Origin of the sequence: Mesorhizobium sp. B2-3-6, assembly GCF_006442305.1 — a bacterium.
Classification (GTDB): domain Bacteria; phylum Pseudomonadota; class Alphaproteobacteria; order Rhizobiales; family Rhizobiaceae; genus Mesorhizobium.
On sequence record NZ_VFVW01000002.1, the window covers coordinates 400,024 to 416,084 of the forward strand.

The window sequence follows — 16,061 nt, forward strand, 5'->3', positions numbered from 1 at the left end:
ATGCGCTTTCTGTTCTATACCCATTCGGTCGTTTCCGACTGGAACCACGGCAACGCACATTTCGTGCGCGGCGTCATGCGGGAGCTGGTCGCACGCCAGCATCAGGCGATCGCGCTGGAGCCGGCGGACGGCTGGAGCCGCTCGAATCTGCTGGCCGAGAAGGGCTCCTTCGCCATCGAGCGCTTCAGGAACGATTTCCCCGAGCTGATGCCGGTGACCTACGATGCCGGCTTCGACCACGAGGCCTGGATCGCCGATGCGGACGTGGTGGTCGTCCATGAATGGACCGAGCCGGACCTCGTCGCGCGCCTTGGTCGCGCCAGGGCCAACGGCGGCAACTTTATCCTCCTGTTTCACGACACCCACCACCGCGCCGTGTCGGCGACCGAGGCGATCTCGGCGCTCCGGCTGGAGCATTACGACGGCGTCCTCGCCTTTGGCGAAGCCCTGCGCGAGAGCTACCTGCGCGCCGGGTGGGGCAAACGCGTCTTCACCTGGCACGAGGCGGCTGACGACCGCCTGTTCAGACCGCATCCTGAGATCCGCCCGACCTCCGATCTGATCTGGATTGGAAACTGGGGCGACGACGAGCGTACCGCGGAGCTCAAGGAATTTCTGATCGAGCCGGTGCACGAACTCGGCCTCGATGCCACCGTTCATGGCGTGCGCTACCCCAGGCAGGCGCTCGCCGATCTCGCAGCCGCCGGCCTGCGCCATGAAGGCTGGATCGCCAATGCCGACGTGCCGAAGGCGTTCGCAGCGCATCGTGTCACGGTGCATGTTCCGCGCCGCCCCTATCGGGAAGGCCTGCCCGGCATTCCGACCATCCGCGTGTTCGAGGCGCTCGCCTGCGGCATTCCGCTGATTTCGGCCCCGTGGTCCGACACCGAGCAACTGTTCAGGCCAGGCGTCGATTTCCTGTTCGCGGACAATGGCTCCCAGATGCGGCGACACCTCCGGGCCGTACTCGGCGACGCGGATTTCGCTGCCTCCCTGGCGGCGTCTGGTCTCGAGACCATCCGCCTGCGGCACACATGCCGGCACCGCGTGGACGAGTTGTTCGGCGTGCTCGCCGAATGCGGACCTCAACACATCACCAATCCGACCGCCGCAAAGGAAGCTGCTGAATGAAGATCGCTTTTTATGGATCGAGCCTGTTGTCGTCCTACTGGAACGGCGCCGCTACCTATTACCGTGGGTTGCTCAAGGCGCTTTCCCAACTCGGCTACGAAATCACCTTCTATGAACCTGACGTCTATGACCGCCGGAACAACCGCGACATCGAGGCGCCGGATTGGTGCGCCGTCGTCGTGTACGAGGCGACCCAGCACGCGCTGATGCAGGTGGCGGCGTGCGCCGCCGAGGCGGATATCGTCGTCAAGGCGAGCGGCGTCGGTTTCGAGGATGAGGCGCTGCTGCGCGCCGTGCTCGATCACGCGCGTCCTGACGCGCTCGTCGTGTTCTGGGACGTGGATGCTCCGGCGACGCTCGGCCAATTGCGCGATGAACCGGACCATCCGCTGCATGCCGCGCTGCGGCAAATCGATCTTGTGTTGACCTATGGCGGCGGCGACCCCGTGGTCTGGGCCTATCGCGCCATGGGAGCGAAGGAATGCGTGCCGATCTACAATGCGCTCGATCCTGAAACGCATCATCCAGTCGCCAGTCAGGCGCGTTTTGCTTGCGACCTCGCTTTCCTCGGAAACCGGCTGCCGGACCGTGAGGCGCGCGTCGAGGCGTTTTTTCTCGATCCGGCCAGCCGTTTGCAGGAGCAGCGTTTCCTGCTTGGCGGATCGGGCTGGGGCGACAAGCCGCTTCCCGGCAATGTCAGTTGGCTCGGCCACGTCGGCACCCGCGACCACAACGCCTTCAATGTCACGCCCAAGGCCGTGTTGAACATCAGCCGCGACAGCATGGCCGCAAACGGCTTTTCGCCCGCCACCCGGGTTTTCGAGGCGGCGGGCGCCGGTGCCTGCCTCATCACGGATGCGTGGCTGGGCGTCGAACTGTTCCTGAAACCCGGCGAGGAGATCCTGGTCGCGCGCGACGGCGGCGATGTCGCCGAAATCATGCGCACCTTGACCCCCAATCGGGCAAAGGCGATCGGCGCGTCCGCGCTGCGCCGCGTCCGCGGCGAACATACCTACGCCATGAGAGCGGCGGTCACCGACGCGGTCTTGAAGCGGCACTTCGAGCGTGGGACCGTGGAGGCGGCGTGATGACCAAGCGGCTCAACATCGTCTTTCTCGGCCTGTCCCTCTCCTCGTCCTGGGGAAACGGCCACGCCACGACATTTCGAGGCCTGCTGAAAGGCCTGCATGAACTCGGTCACCGCGTGACCTTCCTGGAGCGCAACGTGCCGTGGTATGCCAATCACCGCGACTTGCGCGATCCCGATTTCTGCACTCTGCGCTACTACGAAACGACGCAGGAGTTGCAACAGGACTGGGCACGATGCCTGCAACAGGCCGATGTCGTGGTCGTCGGGTCCTTCGTTCCGGAGGGGCGCGCGGTCATCGACATTGCCGCGGCGCTCTGCAAAGGGGCGCTCTGCTTTTATGACATCGACACGCCGGTGACCCTGGCAAAGCTTTCGACGGATGAATGCGACTATCTTAGTCGGCGCCAGATTCCGTATTTCGATGTCTATTTCTCCTTCACCGGCGGGCCGACGCTTGGCCGACTGGCGCAGGATTTCGGTGCGCGCCGTGCCGAACCGCTCTACTGTTCGGTCGATCCGCAACGGCATCACCGAACCGCCGACCCAGTCGGCTGGGACCTCGGTTATCTCGGCACCTACAGCACCGACCGGCAGGCGACGCTCAACGCGCTGTTGCTCGAGCCCGCACGACGCATGCCGGAGCGCCGTTTCGTCGTCGCCGGCTCGCAATATCCGTCCGACATCGTCTGGCCTGAGAATGTCGAACGAATCGAACATTTGCCGCCGGCCGACCATGCCGCATTCTATAGCCGCCAACGCTACACGCTGAACGTCACGCGCAGATCGATGATCGCCGCCGGATGGTCGCCCAGCGTACGGCTTTTCGAGGCTGCCGCTTGCGGCACGCCGATTATCAGCGATCGCTGGCCGGGTCTCGACAGCTTCTTTCCTGCTTCGGCGATCCGCACGGCCGACAAGGCGGATGACATCGTCGATATCCTGCTCAGGGAATCCGAGCGCGCCCGGCTCGCCATGGCCGGCCGGGCGCGCGAACTCGTCCTGGCAGCACATACCGGTGCGGCCAGGGCCCGCGAATTCGTGTCGCTGCTGACACGACCGAGAGCGGCGATGATCGATCTCGATATCGGAACCGCAGCATGACTGAAAGACAGGAGAAAACAGCGATGCGGCAAACAAGAAAAGCGCGAAGGGCGAAGACAGTGCTTGTCGCCGGCGGCGCGGGTTTCCTCGGCTCGCATCTTTGCGAAACGTTGTTCCGCAACGGCTGGCGTGTGATCTGCGTCGACAATTTCCTTACCGGCCGCATGGACAACATCGTCTCGATCATGGACCAGCCGCGCTTCCGGCTGATCGAGCAGGATATCTGCCGGCCGCTGAACCTCGGCGAGCCGGTCGATCGCGTTTTCAACCTGGCATGCGCTGCTTCGCCGCCGCGCTACCAGGCCGATCCGATACACACGACACGCACCTGCGTCATCGGAACGCTCAACCTGCTCGAACTCGCCGCCCGCAACAATGCGCGATTCCTGCAGGCGTCGACAAGTGAAGTTTATGGCGACCCGGAACAACATCCGCAACGGGAAGACTATGTTGGCCATGTGAACTTCACCGGCCCGCGCGCCTGCTACGACGAAGGCAAGCGCACCGCCGAAACGCTTTGCTTCGATTATCTGAGAGCGGCAAAAGCCGATATTCGCGTGGCTCGCATCTTCAATACCTACGGTCCCAGGATGGACCCCGCCGACGGCCGCATCGTCTCGAACCTGATCATGCAGGCGCTTGAGAAGCGCTCGATGACGATATTCGGTGATGGGTTGCAGACAAGGTCCTTCTGCTACGTCTCCGATCTGATCGAAGGTATGATGCGCCTGATGGATCTCGACCCCAATCCCGGAAAACCTGTCAACCTGGGCAATCCCGGAGAATTCACCATCATGCGACTGGCATCCATGGTGAGAGACATGACCGGAACCAAATCGGATCTGAAATTCCTGCCCTTGCCGCAAGACGATCCCCGCCGGAGGCAGCCCGACATCTCGCGTGCGAAGGCGCTGCTCGGCTGGACGCCGAAAGTGCCGCTCAGGCAAGGGCTGATGCAGACGATCGGATACTTCTCCAATCTCGAAACCAGCGGGATCGACGGCCGGATGACAGCTATTGCGACAAACGCAAGATCGGGCAGGTTGCAGAACCTTCCGGCCTGAGGCCAGGCCGCCGCAGCCACGTGTTCCGGCATGACCGCTCAAGCACGGTCGTGCCTCCTGCCGCACTTTTGCGGATTGCGCGGAACATCCTGGCAAGCTCGGGGTTTGACGATGAGATCCCGCTATGGAGAATGGACCTGTGCAACCCAAACGATCCGCAAAGGATATCGAGCAGATTGCGGAAAGAGAGACGGCTGCCTTTCTGCGACGGGCCTCCATCACCTATCTCGAGTGCTGCGTCAGCCTAATGATGACGCATCTGCAGCGCGAGGAAGTGGCCACCATTCTCGAACGCGAAGCGGACATGCTGCGGAGACTGGACTGATCGTCACGGCCCGGACCTCTCCAGGAAGCGTAGCAGCCCTTTCTTGTACCGCGTTGCCGCAGCTACCAGCCTTGGCTTCTCCGGGCCATGCTCGGATCGGGCAGCAACGTCCCAGAGTCCCAGTTGAAACGCCAGGTAGCAAGGTTCGAGACAGTCAATGAGGCCGGTATCGATATTGAGCCGCTCCCCGGCTTCCATGCGGTGGACCAACGTCGCTAGCTCGCTGTCGGAAAATCCATATTCGACGCGAGCGCCGGCAATATCCCACTCTATGGGCTGGCAGCCGATCAAATCATGTCCCCGGCAGTGATCGACGGCATCCGTCTTGATCAACGTCCCGTCGGCACAAACGAGAAACTCCCACGGGTGAAGCCTTCCGTCGATCTCGACCCGTGGCAGCGCTTGCGCAGGGGCACGCTTCGAGAACCAGTTCCGCAGCTCCGCCGCGCGCCGCTCACCCAGGGCTTCGGCGCCATTGTGGACGGCCATCTCAGCGAGTTCCGGCAATCCAGCACCCAGTTCCGGAGTTCTGAGATTGGCCGCACGCCAAGCGAGATAGTGTGCGAGCTCCGCGACAAGCCTGTCTCTGGACAGGTTTACCTGATCCATTGTCTTTCCCTCGATCCACCGTTCAACCAGAAAACCGTGACAAAGCCCGACGATCTGCGGTCCGAAGCCGGCTTCGTGCAGCATCTCCGCGGTTTGCATCTTGCGCTGCCCGGTTTGACCGAGGCCGGCAAATTTGACGAGCCACCGATCGCGTCCCGCGGACGCCAGGAATTTTCGCCGCTCGATGCCGCGTTGACTCGGCGGCCAGAGCCTCTCCTCGGCGTAGTGGAGGTTTCGCCACTCTCCAGCGGATATTTCGGTCAGGGCCAATTGCGGGCTGCCGGCAGCCTCCGCCACCCAATCGCGTAGCGTCGGCATTTGCGCGCCGCCCGGGAAGGTGCGTTCGAAGGCCCGCGCCACATGTTTTCGGCAACCCGACCATGTCTCACGAACCTCCTTAGAGGCTTCGGCACCCGGGCCGCCGGAATGGCTGGGGAACAGGTGAATGCGATCCCTATCGATGCCCAGCCGCCGCAGCCATGCGACGACGGAGTGCATCGAACTGCCCGACAGGCCGGGGCCCTCGTCGACGACAGCGAAGCAAGCCGACGGCTTGCCCCTCCAGGCGCCGATCAATTCCGGGTCGGCGTTGACATACCTGCGGAAAGGATGGCCGATCGGGCGCACGCTGATGGGTGCCGGCGCGTCGATCGCCGCGGCGACCAAGGCGGCAAGCCCGAGGCCAATGCTGCGGATGCCGATGACGCATGTATTCGCGTCGAGGCCTGATGCCCGCCCCGCGCCGAGGTAGCTTTCAGGATAGAGCGCATAATGGGCGTATCCCTCGGCCGTGCCGGTAAGAACCTTGCCCCGGCAGTCGAGCGCGGCCAGCATATGCCTCAGCACGGGATCGACGGCGCCAGTCACTGTGAAGCCGCTTCGCCAGGACCTCGCCACTTCCGCCGCAAGGCCGACCAGCAGCTTGGCACCTTGCCGCTGCCTCGGCGAAGGGGTGTCCCCGCCGCGGGCCTCGAACTCGACATCGGCCTGTGCCTGGACCAGTTCCGAGACCTTGACGAACAACCCTACCAGCGCAGCGTGGCGTTGAATGCCGCAGGGCCTGCAATCGAGGCTTTCAGCCATTTCGCTTGCAGCCTCGCGAAGCTGTCGCGCGTCTTCCGTTCGTTTGTGGTCGCCGTAGACGATCATCCACCGATTCCAAGCTCGCCGTGCGCCAACGCGGCATGCGCGGCTTTGATCCATCCTGCCGCGCGCAATTTTTCCACATGCCAAGGAACATTCCGGCAAGCTGACGGTTCGGGCCCAGGAACTTACCTTGGACAGCACAGGACGGCAGTTTCGTGGGATCGAAGAAAGTTCGTGTCGGTATCGTCGGTGTAGGCAATTGCGCATCCTCCCTGGTGCAAGGCCTTTCCTATTACCGAGACGCAAAAGGCAATGAGCCGATCCCCGGGCTGATGCATACCGATCTCGGCGGCTACCACGTCGACGACATCGAGGTCGTCTGTGCGTTCGATGTCGCCAAGGGCAAGGTCGGGTGCGACGTGGCCGATGCGATCTACAGCGCCCCGAACAACACGTTCCGTTTTGCCGATGCGGTTGCAACCGGGGTTCGCGTGGAGCGTGGCCCCACGTTGGACGGCATCGGCAAATATCTGCGCACGGAAATCGAGGAAGCGCCGGAGCCGGTTGCCAATGTCAGCGAAATCCTGCGGAACAGCGGTGCCGATGTGCTGGTCTCGTACCTGCCGGTGGGGTCGGAGGAAGCGACGCGCTTTTATGCCGAATGCGCCCTCGAGGCCGGCTGCGCCTTCGTCAACTGCATACCGGTTTTCATCGCGTCACGGCCCGAATGGCGCCTGCGTTTCGAGGAACGCGGGCTGCCGCTGGTCGGCGACGATATCAAGAGCCAGGTCGGCGCGACAATCGTGCATCGGTTGCTGGCCAATCTCTTCCGCGAGCGCGGCGTCCGCATCGACCGCACTTATCAGTTGAACTTCGGCGGCAACACCGATTTCCTCAACATGCTGGAACGCGAGCGGCTGGAATCGAAGAAGATCTCGAAGACGCAGTCCGTGACCAGCCAGTTCGATGTTCCCCTGGAGCCGGGCAACATTCATGTCGGCCCCAGTGACCATGTGCCATGGCTCACCGATCGCAAATGGGCCTACATCCGGGTTGAAGGCACGACCTTCGGTGGAGTGCCGCTCAACGCCGAACTCAAGCTGGAAGTCTGGGATTCGCCCAATTCGGCCGGCGTGGTCATCGACGCCGTGCGCTGCGCCAAGCTGGCGCTTGACCGCGGCATCGCCGGCGCGCTGACCGGTCCGTGCAGCTATTTCATGAAGTCTCCGCCTGAGCAGTTCACCGATGCCGAAGCTCGGCAGCGCACGCTCGCATTCATCACAGGCAGGGACGAGCCTATGCTCGATGCCGCGGAATGACGACGACCTTCTTCCTGATCCGGCACGCGGCACACGACAATGTCGGCTCCTATCTGGCCGGACGGATGGGCGGAGTTCGCCTTGGCGAATCCGGCAGGGCTCAGGCGGCGCATCTTGGCCGCCGCATGGCCCGCGAGCCGATTGCCGCTATCTGGTGCAGCCCACGCGAGCGCACGCAGGAAACCGCCAAGCCGATCGCGACTGCCTGTAATGTCGGCGAAATCGCGATCTGCGCCGAACTCGACGAGATCGACTTCGGCATCTGGTCGGGAAAGACGTTCGAGGAGCTGAACGGCGATGCCGGCTGGCAGGCGTGGAACAGCCGGCGGCAGGAAGCAAGCACCCCAAGCGGCGAAACCATGCTGGATGTCCAACAGCGTATCGTCTCGCTGATGGATCAGGCTCGCGAGCGGCATCAGAATCAATGCGTCGCGCTGATCAGCCATGCCGACGTGATCAAGGCAGCCATCTGCCATGTGCTTGGTCTGCCCGTCGGCGACAGTTTTCGCTTCGATATCGACCCCGCCTCAATCACGACGATCGTGTCCGGAGACTGGGGAGCAAAGCTCATCCGTCTGAACGAACTTGCCTGACGAGGACTTGCCGGATGCAGATGGTCATTTTCGGTCTCACCGTCACGTCTTCATGGGGAAACGGCCACGCCACCCTGTGGCGTGGCCTGATCCGCGCGCTGGCCCGGCACGGCTGGTCCATCACCTTTTTCGAGCGCAACACCCCCTACTATGCCGGTGCGCGGGACCTCGATCAACTGGATGGCGGCAATATCGTGCTCTACCCCGACTGGGAGGACATCCGGAGGGTCGCGGAGCAGACGATCAAGCAATCCGACGTCGTCATCATTACCTCCTACTGTCCCGACGCCGTGGACGCTTCGCGCCTGGCGCAGCAGGCATGCCGCGGGCTGCGCGTCTTTTACGACTTGGACACTCCGGTCACTCTGGCGCGCCTCGATCAAGGTGAACGCCCACCCTATTTCGGGCCCGAGGGCCTTGCCGATTTCGATCTCGTCCTGAGTTACACGGGCGGCTCGGCAATCGATGCACTCAAGTCGGTCCTCGGTGCACGCCACGTGGTGCCGCTCTATGGCCATGTCGATCCCGACCAACACCGGCCGGCAGTACCTAGGCCGGAATTTGCGGGCGATCTGTCCTATCTCGGGACCTATGCGGCAGATCGCCAGGCCGGCGTCGAGAAACTGCTGGTCCGTCCGGCCGCACTCCTGCCTGACCACCGCTTCATCATCGGCGGTGCACAATATCCACAGGAATTCCCGTGGAGCGACAACATCTTCTTCGTCAGGCATCTTCCGCCGGCAGATCATCCAGCCTTCTTTTCGTCGTCCCGCCTGACGCTGAATGTGACGCGCGAGGCGATGGCGCAAAAGGGGTGGTGCCCTTCGGGCCGGCTGTTCGAAGCAGCGGCATGCGGCGTGCCGATCGTCACCGACACCTGGCCGGGCCTCAGCAGTTTCTTCGAACCCGGTAGCGAGATCCTGCTGGCGTACGACACAGACGACGTGATCGCGGCGCTCAAACTGCCATCGCACGAGCTCGATGCAATTCGAAGCCGTGCGCGTGAACGGGTTCTGGACGAACACACATCCACGCGGCGCGCGGCGGAACTGGATCGCATCCTGAACGAAGCCTTGCAGAGGTCGGCCGGCGAACCGATGAAGGAAGCAGTCTGATGTTGGGCATCGTGCCCGCTGCCGGACGCGGCAGCCGCATTCAACCGCTCGGCTTCTCGAAAGAGCTGCTGCCGGTCGGGAGCCGGATCGATGGACAGACAGAGCGCCCATGTGCCGTAAGCGAGTACCTGGTGCGGCGGATGGTGCGCGCCGGCGTCGACAAGGTCTGTTTCATCATCGGATCGGGTAAATCCGACATTCTCGAATACTATGCCGCGGGCTACGGAGCGGCGACCGCTCTGTTCGTGGTACAACCCAACCCTGTTGGCCTTTGCGACGCCATCTTCCGGGCAGCACCCCTCGTCGCACCGGACGAGACGGTGTTGATCGGGCTTCCCGATACGATCTGGTTTCCCGAAGACGGCTTCTGCCGTCTGCCGGACGACCGGCTGTCATTCCTGCTCTTCCCGGTGGATCGGCCGGAATTCTTCGATGCCGTGGTTCTCGACGAGGAGGGCCGGGTGCGGGAAATCCAGGTCAAGCGGCAGGACGCGGCGACGAACTGGATATGGGGCGCGTTCAAGATGCCGGGCCATGTCCTGCACCAGCTCGCGGCACTCTGGCGCGAGCGGGATTGCTATGACGAATATATCGGCACGTTGATCAACGCCTACCTGACGGCGGGCGGTCAGGCGTATGGGGTGAAGGCAGGGGCCGCCTACGTCGATGTCGGCACTTTCAACGGTTATCGCGCGGCCCTTCGGCTGCTCGACGACGATGCTGCGTCCGAACAGCACCGGCCCACGATGATCGCGCCTACTGCACATTCGCATGCCGTTCCGGGCGAAGGAGCTTAGCCATGCTGCATTCCCATGCTGAAATCCAACGCCGTATCGATGCCCTCGGCCCATGGTTCCACAACATGGAACTGGCCGGCGTCGAAACTGCTCCGGACCATTTTCTCGGTAACTACCCGCTGGTCAAATGGCGCAAGTTCGCCTATGCCATTCCAGCCGACCTGTCCGGCAAGTCCGTGCTCGATATCGGCTGCAATGCCGGTTTCTATTCCATCGAAATGAAACGGCGCGGCGCCGGTCGCGTCCTCGGCATCGATTTCGACGAGGCCTATCTGGCACAGGCGCGCTTTGCCGCCGAGATCGCGGACTGCGACATCGAGTTCCAGAAGCTTTCGGTTTATGACGTCGGCGCCCTGCGCGAGACATTCGACATCGTGCTGTTCATGGGGGTTCTTTACCACCTGCGCCATCCCCTGCTCGCGCTCGACCTGATCCGCGGGCATGTCGCCGGCGACCTGATGATCTTCCAGTCCATGCAACGCGGCAGCGCCGATCTGCCTGCGCTTGAGCAGAATTATCATTTCTGGACGCACGACCTGTTCGAGCGGCCGGAATTTCCGAAACTGCATTTCATCGAACATCGATATGCCGACGATCCGACCAATTGGTGGATTCCCAACCGCGCCTGCACCGAAGCGATGTTGCGCAGCGCCGGCTTCGAGATTTTTTTGCACCCCGAGCAGGAGGTTTATTTTTGCCGTTCCGCCGGCGATCCGGCCGGCGGCGGCGCCGTCTACCCGTCGAAAGGACAGATCCATGATTGAAGCCGCGATGATCTGGAACGAGCCCAACAACAAATCGCATTGGGATCCCGAGCTCGACCCCGATTGGAGCCGCTTCGCCGCCATGGCAATGTTGTCGGCGGATGCGATAGCGTCCGAGAACCCGGCCCTGACCAAGGTGCTCGGCGGCATCTCTCCGATCGACCCCGGCTTCGTCACGCGCATGAAGGAACTCAGATTGCTGGACCACGTCGATGCCGTCGCGGTGCATGGCTTTCCGCTCGACTGGAACCTGTGGCAGATCCAGGAATGGCCACAGAAGATCGGTGAGATCGCGGCCGTCACCGATCTCCCGATCTGGGTCAGCGAAGTTGGCGTGTCGACCTTCGGCGCCGACGAGATCCAGGTCTGGGGCCTCAGGCGCACCGCTGAATTGCTGCTCGGCAACGCTCCGCGCATCCAGTGGTACAGCCTTTATGATCTCCCGCGCGAATGGGAAGCAACAACGCGCCATCGCGAAGCGGAAGGCTCTTCCTACTATCGTCACTTCCATATGGGGCTGCTGCGCCAGGACGGCACGCCAAAACCGGCACTGGAGGAATTCCTGCGCCATACGCCGGAGATGGGGCTGGTGCAGTGGTTTCATTTCGAGGACCCGCGGCTGGACGACGCCGTCGCCTGGATGAAGCGGCTCGGGGTCACCAATATGCGGACCGGACTTTCCTGGGCCGACAGTTTCAGGCCGAATGCATTGAACTGGTTCGACCGACAGATGGAAGCGCTCGCCGATTTCGACGTGACCGTCACCTTCTGCTTCACGCCAGAGCATCGCGGGATGATGCCTCACCACACCAGTCCGCCGCTGGTGCCGGAGGAATTCGCCGAATTCTGTGCAACCATGATCCGCCGCTACGCGCCCGGCGTGGCTTCCACGTCGAAGCGGCGAGCCTCGGCAGCGTGAGGCTCCCATGCATCAACCGTCGGCAACCCTGGGCGAATTCGCGGCCCTGTTGACGGGCAGTGACGCAGCACATGGCTCCGCCCTCATGGTCGTCGTCGCGCATCCGGACGACGAGACAATCGGCATCGGCGGGCATCTTGCCGGACTGCGGTCATGCCGCATCGTCCATGTCACGGACGGAGCACCACGCGATCTTGCCGACGCGCAAGCGCATGGTTTCGAGACATGGCAGGACTATGCCGATGCCCGCCGTGCGGAACTGACGGAAGCCTTGGCCGCGGCCGGCATATCGCCATCGGGCCTGACCGCTCTTGGCTATCCCGACAAGGAGGCTGCGGCGAATCTCGTGGCGCTCGCGCAGGAACTCGCCTGCCTTGTTTGCGAACCCGACATCCGCTTCGTCTGCACACATCCTTTCGAGGGAGGCCATCCCGACCACGACGCGACCGCTTTTGCCGTTCACGCGGCCTGCCATCTTCTGCGCCGTGACCGCCGGCCCGTGCCCACCATCATCGAAATGGCCTTTTATTCGGCTGGCCCGGACGGCCCGGTATTTCAGGATTTCGCCAGCGGCACCGGCAGTGATTGCATAGAGGTCTGCCTGACCGAAGCGGCCTTTCAGCAAAAGCAGCGCATGCTGGCCAGCCACCTGACGCAGCAGCGGACGCTGGCGCCGTTCTCGACCCGCACCGAGCGTTTCCGGCTGGCGCCGACCTATGATTTCCTGAAGCTGCCCAACGATGGCAGGCTCTACTATGAATCGCTGCCGCTGGGTTTCGAGCCCGGCACCTGGCTGCATGCAAGCGCCCGTGCTCACGAGGCGCTCCGGCTCGACCAGCCATGACGCTCACAGTGCTCAATGTTGCCTATCCTCTCGCGCCGGTGGGACCGAACGCCGTTGGCGGCGCCGAGCAGGTGCTGTCAATGCTCGATCAGGCCCTGACCCGCGCCGGTCACCGATCCATCGTCATCGGCTGCCAGGGTTCCAGTGCAAGCGGCATTCTGGTGGAAACGCCCGCCGAAGCCGGCGTGCTCGACCAGTCAGCAAAAAACCGGGCACAGGAGTCCCATCGCGCCGCGATCGCCGCTGCCCGCGCCCAATGGCCGATCGACGTGGTTCACCTGCATGGCATCGACTTCGACGCCTACCTGCCTGCCGACGGTCCGACCCTGGTGACGCTTCACCTGCCGCTCGACTGGTACCCGGCCGGGGCGCTGCGCCCAGGGCGCGACGATCTCTGGCTTCACGCCGTCTCGTCAGCCCAGCAAAGAACCGCACCGCCGGACGCAAGCTTGGTTGCCCCGATCCCGAATGGTGTCGATATCGACGCGCTGAACCAGCCGCGGCCCAGGGGCGATTTCGCCGTCGTGCTCAGCCGCATCTGCCCGGAAAAGGGCATACACCTGGCATTGGATGCCGCCAGGCAGGCTGATGTGCCGCTGGTCATCGGCGGGCGGGTCTATCCTTACGAGACGCATACCCAGTACTTTCGCGATGAGGTCGAACCTCGCCTCGATCGTCGGCGCCGCTTTCTCGGTCCGCTCGGCTTCATCGCCAAGCGGCGCTTGCTCAATGCAGCACGCTGCCTGGTCGTTCCGAGCCTCGCCGCCGAGACCAGTTCGCTGGTCGCGATGGAAGCACTCGCCTGCGGCACACCGGTGATCGCCTTTCCAAATGGTGCGCTTCCCGAAGTGGTCGAGCACGGCAAGACCGGCTTTATCGTCAACAATGTCGACGAGATGGCGCAAGCAATTGTCGCGGCACCCAGCCTTGATGCCGAGACGTGCCGAAGCGAGGCGCGCCGGCGGTTTTCGCTCGAGCGCATGGTCTCGTCCTACATGAGCGCCTATCTGGCGCTGGCCCGGCTGGGCGCCGACCGCAGGCGTCTCGCCGCGGTGCGGTGAAAGAGCAGATGCTGCGCAGCGAGATCATCGGCGATCCAGAGCAATTGCATGCGCTGGCGCCGCACTGGTGGAACCTGTGGGAGCAGAGTTCGTCGGCGACGCCCTTTCAATGTCCCGCCTGGCTGCTGCCGTGGTGGCGCACATTCGCTCCGGGGGAGCTGGCAACGGTCGCCATCTGGCGCGGCAACGATCTGGTGGGCCTGGCGCCGCTCTATCTCGAACGTGGCACGGAAGGCTCGAAACTGCTTCCGATCGGCATTTCCCTCAGCGACTATCTGGACGTGCTGTGTGTGCCCGGCAGCGAGGCCCAGGTCGCCACTGCCCTTGCAGAGAAGATACTCTCGATCGAGTGGTCGCAGTGGATCCTGCCGGATCTGCCGCAAGGCAGTGCCGGTCTGGCGATCGAACATCCCGAATTGAAAGCCGATGGACTGGTCGGCCACGCCGTTTGTCCCGTGCTTGCCACCGACGGCGATGAAACGCTGGCGGGCTGCGTCCCTGCCCGGCGCAGACGCCAGTTGCGCCGGGCGCGCCGCGCCGCATCCAGACGCGGCCGGGTCGAGTTGTCGCCGGCACGAGGCGATCCTCAACTGTTCCTCGACCACCTGATAGGCCTGCACGGCGCGCGCTGGGCCGGAAACGGAGGCGGCGTGCTGGCCGACCTCGCCGTCGAGCAATTCCACAGGTGCTCGCTTCCCCTGCTCGACGCTCGAGATCTGACCCGACGCTGGGTGCTCGCCATCGACGGCAAGCCAATCGGCGTCTACTACGGATTTCACCATCGCGGCCGTGCCTATGCCTATCTTGGCGGTTTCGATCCTGCCTATGCCGAGGAAAGTCCAGGCGCGATCCTGGTCGGCCACGCAATCGCCGAATCGATCCGCGAAGGTGCGCGCGAGTTCGACTTCCTGCGCGGCCAGGAGCCGTACAAATATGGCTGGGGCGCTGGCGACAGGTGGACGATGCGAAGGACTTGGACGCGGAAATGAGACCATGGTTTCGATGGAACCAACATCCGTGCGCCGCCGGATAGCGGTCAGGCTGGCGGTCGAGGACTGTATGGCGGACGCTGTCAGTGCCGAGGCCGTCATCGCCAGGCTGGCGCTGCATCTCCACCCAGGCATCGGGGCAGTCGAATTGGCGGAGATCGTGGCGGAGATCGATCCGGTCGATACTCGAGACAGGGAAAGGCTCCAGCAGATAGCCGGGCTGCTTCGCCGCGGATCGGAGGTTTTTGCCACGTTGCAGAAAACGGGTTCTGCCGTTCGTCACGAACGCGACGACGACGAGACGGATGCAGATGTCGTGACGCGGCTGGCCTCGGGCTTTGATGCCGCGGCAGCGATTTCCCGGGTGGCGAGTGTCCAGTTGGCTTCCCTTGGCGATGAGGAAAGGCTGGCAGCCACGACCGACGAAATCGTTGCATGGCTGACAGCGCAAGACTTCACCGGTGCTGGACGCAACATTCTGGACATCGGTTGCGGCATCGGGCGTTTCGAACGCGCGCTGTCGGCATCCTGTGGGCGGGTCGTCGGTATCGACATATCGTCGAGGATGATATCGATCGCCCGTGAGCAATGCGCAGCGCTTGGCAATGTAGAGTTGCGGCGGACCTCAGGCCTGGATCTGGCGGAGTTCGGCGACGCGAGTTTCGACTGCGTTCTGGCGGTCGACAGTTTCCCCTATCTGGTGCTAGCCGGCGTGGCGGAGCGGCATTTCGGCGAAATTGCGCGCGTCCTCAAAAGGCCGGGCAGGCTGGCCTTGCTGAACTACTCATATCGCGAATCACTGTTTTTGGACCGCTCCGATATCCGTCACCTGGCGCAACGTCACGGATTGCAGGTCGTCATCGATGGCGAAAAAGCGTTTCGGCTGTGGGACGGCGACGCCTTCCTGCTTGCCGGCGTGACGGAACATTACCAGCCAATGCCAGTTCGGGCGTCGAACACAGCGACGCTGAAGAGCGGCGCCAATTCGAAGGAGGACAGCATGGCATCCGGCAGCAAGAAACATATCGGCCGTGGCAGCCACGGCAAAGGGGCCGGCGCCGGAGCAATGACCGAACTGGCCAAGGACAAAATCGAAGAGAATGCCGTTTTATCCAACAGGGACAAGAAGCAGCACAGCGAGGAACGCGGCCTGGACGGCAATCAGATCAAGTCCGATCAATATCAGGATCATGCCGCAAATCGATTGCCGAAGGACTGAAAGCGCCGCAGTGGATCTGTGACCTCGGCAATCGA

The 16,061-nt window shown here is 63.2% G+C and carries 16 protein-coding genes and 1 pseudogene; 16 read left to right on the plus strand and 1 reads right to left on the minus strand.

Going from position 1 to position 16,061, the window contains the following annotated elements; translation table 11 throughout:
• The 5 genes from FJ953_RS07655 to FJ953_RS07675 all read left to right on the plus strand — a co-directional run bounded on the left by FJ953_RS07655 (position 1) and on the right by FJ953_RS07675 (position 4,711).
• Positions 1-1,131, plus strand: a complete 1,131-nt coding sequence (locus tag FJ953_RS07655; RefSeq protein ID WP_140497410.1) for a glycosyltransferase — start codon at positions 1-3, stop codon at positions 1,129-1,131.
• Positions 1,128-2,219: a glycosyltransferase gene (locus tag FJ953_RS07660; protein ID WP_140623798.1), complete on the plus strand. Its 1,092-nt coding sequence runs from the start codon at positions 1,128-1,130 to the stop codon at positions 2,217-2,219. The genes FJ953_RS07655 and FJ953_RS07660 overlap by 4 nt, the downstream gene beginning before the upstream one ends.
• Complete coding sequence (locus FJ953_RS07665) at positions 2,219-3,322, plus strand: glycosyltransferase (RefSeq protein WP_140564419.1); 1,104 nt, start codon at positions 2,219-2,221, stop codon at positions 3,320-3,322. The genes FJ953_RS07660 and FJ953_RS07665 overlap by 1 nt, the downstream gene beginning before the upstream one ends.
• A 23-nt stretch (positions 3,323-3,345) precedes the next feature.
• A complete protein-coding gene (locus FJ953_RS07670) occupies positions 3,346-4,386 on the plus strand; it encodes a UDP-glucuronic acid decarboxylase family protein (RefSeq protein WP_140497404.1) in 1,041 nt (346 codons plus the stop codon).
• 139 nt (positions 4,387-4,525) lie between these two features.
• Positions 4,526-4,711, plus strand: a complete 186-nt coding sequence (locus FJ953_RS07675; protein WP_140497402.1) for a hypothetical protein — start codon at positions 4,526-4,528, stop codon at positions 4,709-4,711.
• A gap of 3 nt (positions 4,712-4,714) precedes the next feature.
• Here FJ953_RS07675 and FJ953_RS07680 read toward each other — a convergent pair whose 3' ends face one another.
• Entirely contained in the window at positions 4,715-6,154 is a 1,440-nt protein-coding gene (locus FJ953_RS07680) for a hypothetical protein (protein ID WP_246674743.1), read from the minus strand.
• Between the two features lie 467 nt (positions 6,155-6,621).
• On the opposite strand from FJ953_RS07680, the gene FJ953_RS07685 reads away from it, so the two are divergent.
• The 11 genes and pseudogenes from FJ953_RS07685 to FJ953_RS30780 all read left to right on the plus strand — a co-directional run bounded on the left by FJ953_RS07685 (position 6,622) and on the right by FJ953_RS30780 (position 16,026).
• On the plus strand, positions 6,622-7,725 hold the full coding sequence (locus tag FJ953_RS07685) for an inositol-3-phosphate synthase (RefSeq protein ID WP_140564421.1): 1,104 nt from the start codon (positions 6,622-6,624) through the stop codon (positions 7,723-7,725).
• Positions 7,722-8,318, plus strand: a complete 597-nt coding sequence (locus FJ953_RS07690) for a histidine phosphatase family protein (RefSeq protein WP_140515201.1) — start codon at positions 7,722-7,724, stop codon at positions 8,316-8,318. The genes FJ953_RS07685 and FJ953_RS07690 overlap by 4 nt, the downstream gene beginning before the upstream one ends.
• 14 nt (positions 8,319-8,332) lie before the next feature.
• Positions 8,333-9,433 carry a glycosyltransferase gene (locus FJ953_RS07695; RefSeq protein WP_140497396.1) on the plus strand — a complete coding sequence of 367 codons (1,101 nt, stop codon included), beginning with the start codon at positions 8,333-8,335 and terminating at the stop codon, positions 9,431-9,433.
• Complete coding sequence (locus FJ953_RS07700; RefSeq protein WP_140623802.1) at positions 9,433-10,230, plus strand: sugar phosphate nucleotidyltransferase; 798 nt, start codon at positions 9,433-9,435, stop codon at positions 10,228-10,230. The genes FJ953_RS07695 and FJ953_RS07700 overlap by 1 nt, the downstream gene beginning before the upstream one ends.
• A 2-nt stretch (positions 10,231-10,232) precedes the next feature.
• Positions 10,233-10,994: a TIGR04290 family methyltransferase gene (locus FJ953_RS07705; protein ID WP_140497392.1), complete on the plus strand. Its 762-nt coding sequence runs from the start codon at positions 10,233-10,235 to the stop codon at positions 10,992-10,994.
• Complete coding sequence (locus FJ953_RS07710) at positions 10,987-11,913, plus strand: beta-xylosidase (protein WP_140497390.1); 927 nt, start codon at positions 10,987-10,989, stop codon at positions 11,911-11,913. The genes FJ953_RS07705 and FJ953_RS07710 overlap by 8 nt, the downstream gene beginning before the upstream one ends.
• Positions 11,914-11,920: 7 nt before the next feature.
• Positions 11,921-12,757: a PIG-L family deacetylase gene (locus tag FJ953_RS07715; protein ID WP_140515199.1), complete on the plus strand. Its 837-nt coding sequence runs from the start codon at positions 11,921-11,923 to the stop codon at positions 12,755-12,757.
• Entirely contained in the window at positions 12,754-13,818 is a 1,065-nt protein-coding gene (locus FJ953_RS07720; protein WP_140623804.1) for a glycosyltransferase family 4 protein, read from the plus strand. The genes FJ953_RS07715 and FJ953_RS07720 overlap by 4 nt, the downstream gene beginning before the upstream one ends.
• A gap of 8 nt (positions 13,819-13,826) precedes the next feature.
• Positions 13,827-14,807: a GNAT family N-acetyltransferase gene (locus tag FJ953_RS07725; RefSeq protein WP_140623806.1), complete on the plus strand. Its 981-nt coding sequence runs from the start codon at positions 13,827-13,829 to the stop codon at positions 14,805-14,807.
• Positions 14,808-14,877: 70 nt separating this feature from the next.
• A pseudogene (locus tag FJ953_RS30775) lies at positions 14,878-15,594 on the plus strand (class I SAM-dependent methyltransferase); the annotation flags it as partial.
• Positions 15,595-15,807: 213 nt separating this feature from the next.
• The gene (locus FJ953_RS30780; protein WP_224519089.1) at positions 15,808-16,026 is read left to right on the plus strand and encodes a hypothetical protein; all 219 of its coding nucleotides are present in this window, start codon (positions 15,808-15,810) and stop codon (positions 16,024-16,026) included.
• The last annotated feature ends 35 nt before the right edge of the window (positions 16,027-16,061 follow it).